Annotated in this window: 4 protein-coding genes and 1 pseudogene; 4 read left to right on the top strand and 1 reads right to left on the bottom strand. The window is 38.1% G+C overall.

Annotation, left to right across the window (positions count from 1 at the left end; genetic code table 11):
• The first annotated feature begins 539 nt into the window (after positions 1 to 539).
• Together A9239_RS09405 and A9239_RS09400 are read left to right on the top strand one after the other, a co-directional pair.
• Positions 540 to 1,223 (top strand): DUF72 domain-containing protein, encoded by a 684-nt coding sequence (locus A9239_RS09405; RefSeq protein WP_048155708.1) that lies wholly within the window; start codon positions 540 to 542, stop codon positions 1,221 to 1,223.
• Between the two features lie 296 nt (positions 1,224 to 1,519).
• Positions 1,520 to 2,614 (top strand): hypothetical protein, encoded by a 1,095-nt coding sequence (locus A9239_RS09400; RefSeq protein WP_048116944.1) that lies wholly within the window; start codon positions 1,520 to 1,522, stop codon positions 2,612 to 2,614.
• 286 nt (positions 2,615 to 2,900) lie between these two features.
• Here the strand turns inward: A9239_RS09400 and A9239_RS19485 are convergent, their stop codons facing one another.
• Positions 2,901 to 3,071: a hypothetical protein gene (locus tag A9239_RS19485; protein ID WP_155396446.1), complete on the bottom strand. Its 171-nt coding sequence runs from the start codon at positions 3,069 to 3,071 to the stop codon at positions 2,901 to 2,903.
• Positions 3,072 to 3,378: 307 nt separating this feature from the next.
• Here A9239_RS19485 and A9239_RS19480 point away from each other — a divergent pair, with 307 nt between their 5' ends.
• A complete protein-coding gene (locus tag A9239_RS19480) occupies positions 3,379 to 3,537 on the top strand; it encodes a hypothetical protein (RefSeq protein ID WP_155400469.1) in 159 nt (52 codons plus the stop codon).
• A 53-nt stretch (positions 3,538 to 3,590) separates the two neighbouring features.
• Positions 3,591 to 3,746: pseudogene (locus A9239_RS20395) on the top strand (IS701 family transposase); the annotation flags it as partial.

The following is a 3,746-nucleotide window of genomic DNA, read 5'->3' as shown; positions in this document are numbered from 1 at the left end:
GATTATAGCTGTTATTATTACAATTATACTGTAATTGTACTGTAACTTTACTTGTGTATCTGTAACCAAGATTAAAGCTGTAATTATTCCAATTATACTGTAATTGTACTGGAATTTTACTTGTGTATCTGTAGCCAAGATTAATCTTCACGCAAGAAAATAAGAAAAACTCACAGCTTACTGCCGTCTTAACTTCTCTGGTTGGTGCCTTATGGAAAGTATGGAATATAAACAGAAGTGAAAAAAGATTTGAAAACCTTGAGGACAGGGATTTTTTCGTTGCTACTACCTGCACATGCCATGGTGTATTGAACATGTTTTATGTTATATGATAAAAACTTGCTTTAATTACCTGATGACTCAGTAAAAATAGTATTATAGGCAAATTCGTGCTCAAGTGCCTGCAATCTTGCACCAATTTTTTTCTCTTAAGTTTCTGCAATCCGGCAGCAGTTTTTCGCTCACCAGCTTTTTCGCTTATAAGCAGGAATAAGCTAAAAATAGATCTGCTATCAGACCGATCTATAAAAGGGAATTTTATGGAGGCATTTGTGGGTACAAGCGGCTGGTATTATGATTGGAACAAAAAGAAGAACCTTGATTGGTTTGTCCAGAATTCCGGGCTGAACAGTGTTGAACTTAATGCCAGTTATTACAGGTTTCCCTCGCCTGAGCAGATTGAAGGCTGGAACAGGAAGGGGACTGAACTCCGATGGAGCATAAAGGTGCACAGGTCTATAACCCACTGGCGACAACTCAGTGAAAGTTCCCTGGAAACTCTGAAAAATTTCCTTGAGCTTTTCCGACCCATGGACCATCTCATTGATTTTTACTTATTTCAGGTGCCTCCAAAGTTTGATGATCTCGAAAGGACACTCAGGTTTGCAGAAGCCGCAAAACTTGGGAAACGGTTTGCCCTGGAGATAAGGAATAAAGCCCTGCTGGGAAATGATGAGGCGTGTGAAGAGCTAATGAGGAAAGTGACCCTTGTGTCCGTTGACTCACCTGACTACAAAAATCGCATCTTCCCCGGAAAAAACGTGTATATGAGAATGCACGGAAGAGAAGGCTGGTACAGTTACGATTATTCTCAGGCGGAAATTAGCGAAACTATCAGGGAAATTTATGAATTCGAGCCTGAGAAGACCTACATTTATTTCAACAACGACCATAATATGCTGGATAATGCAAGAAAGGCATTGAGAGTTTTTTCAGGTTTGTAAACCTGGAATAATCACCTTTATATTGAAAAAACTGCCTTTTCCTGAAAGAACGGATATCAATCAATGGCGTTAGTTCTCACTTTTTCATGTTAACTTAAAAAGTTCGGTTTCATTTGTTAACCTTTATTATGAATAAATTATTATATTAAGAGGTATATTCAAAGTTTAATATGGAGATTCTGAGGAGTTAACAATCAGGTGCCTCAAAATCAAAAACGAATTTTTGAGAACCCAACCCACAACAAAGAAACCATTTACCCAGAATTCCCTATATATATAAAAAAGAAGTGAAATATATGTTCTGGAGTAAGGACTATATTGTAGAAAGGCTGAGCAAAATCCCTAGAACCCTGGAAGACATTTCAATAGAAGTTTTTGAAGGTGTACCCCCTACAAATGATTTTTTACAAAAAGCTGGCCTTTCAAGCGAGAACTGCATAGATGCATCCTGCGTCTGCAAAGACTCCCACATAAATGTGGGTATAGAACAGGCAGGTATGGAAAAAGAACTAATGTACCCTTATGTAGATGATTCCGTTCCGAATGAATTTGCGGTTCAGTCAACTCAATACCAGTTTATGGTGCCTTATGAAATCCTTGACAATAACATAAGGAAAGAATACAGGATATTCCAGCCCGAAGAACTGAAAGCAAAGTTTCCTGTAGCTTATAAACAGCTAATGGAAATCAAACAGCCATCTGAGGCCAAAACACAGGAACTCATTTCGGCTGATTACCGTTTCGAAAATGAAAGTTTCCTGCGGTATATAAACACACCTAAAATCATCATTACCAGCAACTCTCGCCTTCATGCCTCATATGATCCGACCGGAAAGCATGTTTTTGCGAATGGAGTAGGTGTCGTTCTCGGAGATCCCACACTCTATCTTTATGTTACGGCCGTACTCAACTCTTCAATAGCAAAGGCTTTTCCTGAGGTCTGGAGACGCAAAGAGGTACAGAGCAGAGTCAAACTTAATTCACAAATGCTGAAAAGGTTCCCAATCGCGTTCCCTAAAAAAGAGGGTATCGAGAATGTTATAAGCACAATCTCCCGTTACCTGATTTACCTGAACAGGCAAAAACAGATGGCAAAAACCTACGCGATATCAGGTTACCAGGAGCTCATCGACTTCTACAAGAGAATTTCGGATCTTCTGATTCTGGACACATACATTACAAATGACCTTGACCCGAGGCTTCTTGACGTCCTTACCGAAAACATCACGGCATCCGATGGAGGATTTGAATACAGCGACGATATAACTCTCCTGATCGGACTGCAGGAAATAAAGAAGAACATTCTGAATTCTCCAGACTTTGGCAATTGCAGGTTCAGTAACGAGTTCACAAACATTCTAGCAACTCTGAAAAACAACACTGTCTGGTAAAAGAAAAAACTCAGCCAGTCCTGCGTTATTTTCCTTTCCAGATACTTTAACTTTTTATTTTCCGGACTTTTGACGTTATTATTTTCCGGATGTTTCGGCTTTTTATTTTCAATGCAGTCTGATTTTTCTTTTTCGAATACTCCATTTCAAGCCTGAGTTCTGTGAGTTTAAACTGCACCAGGGAGTTGATACTGTGCTGAGAGGAGCATGCCGTTTTCTTAGCTTAAGGTGACAGAGAGCCGTAGAGATAAAAAGTAATTCTCAGTATCCGATTCAATTGATCCTGTCAGGCCTCCGTGGAATCGAAAACAAATTCCGCATAAACTGGATAGTGGTCCGAAACAGCATCCGTTTCTTCTGAAGTCAGGTTATATTCAAGGTCATATTTGGCACATACGATAACCGGAATTCCTGATAGAACATGAATTCCTGATAGACTAAAATCCCGATAGATCAAAATTCCAGATAAACTAAAATTTCAGATAGACTAAAATTCCAGATAGACTAAAATTCCAGATAGACTAAAATTCCAGATAGACCAGCCTAACCTGTCAAGATATTGTTTTATTGTTCGTTATCTGTTACGAATTTTAATGCATATGTGAATTAGGGCAACTCTAATAAAATATGCTGCTGAGCAAGCTTATTTAATATAGGAGCATTTCAAAATATTTACAATTGCCATAATTAAATTTCCAGAAAGATGTTTATATTTTCAGATAAACATGTTTATTGGACTGCTTTTCGTTACGGAGGGGTGAAATATGACTGATTTCAAGAAAGACTCAGGAAAAGAAGATATTTCTGATGAAAGTACCTCTATCAAAGCTAAAGATAAAAATCCAGAGAAAGAAATGGAAAAGGAAACAGGAAAAGAAATAGAAATAAATAGGACTTACGCAGTTAAAATGCCGAAAACTTGATATCTTTATAAATATACTTATGGCTTAGTGTTTCTCTAAAAACGTACGGAGTTATGGACATAAATCCACCTAAGTGTACCGACATTGCCTACATTAATTTTCTCATTGCGGCTTCTAACGTTTTTAGCTGTACTGAAGCTGCTAGATGTTATCCAGACATAGCTAATGCTCCTTCTCATGATGCTTTTACTCGTTGCCTTCAAAGGCAA

This window comes from Methanosarcina sp. A14 (genome assembly GCF_001729375.1).
Classification (GTDB): domain Archaea; phylum Halobacteriota; class Methanosarcinia; order Methanosarcinales; family Methanosarcinaceae; genus Methanosarcina; species Methanosarcina barkeri.
The sequence above is the reverse complement of the archived record's forward strand: the minus strand, read 5'-3'. Positions and strand labels throughout refer to the sequence as shown.

Coding starts and splice junctions, on each gene's coding strand:
- A9239_RS09405 (WP_048155708.1), top strand. CDS start 540: ATGGAGGCATTTGTGGGTACAAGCGGCTGGTATTATGATTGGAACAAA.
- A9239_RS09400 (WP_048116944.1), top strand. CDS start 1,520: ATGTTCTGGAGTAAGGACTATATTGTAGAAAGGCTGAGCAAAATCCCT.
- A9239_RS19480 (WP_155400469.1), top strand. CDS start 3,379: ATGACTGATTTCAAGAAAGACTCAGGAAAAGAAGATATTTCTGATGAA.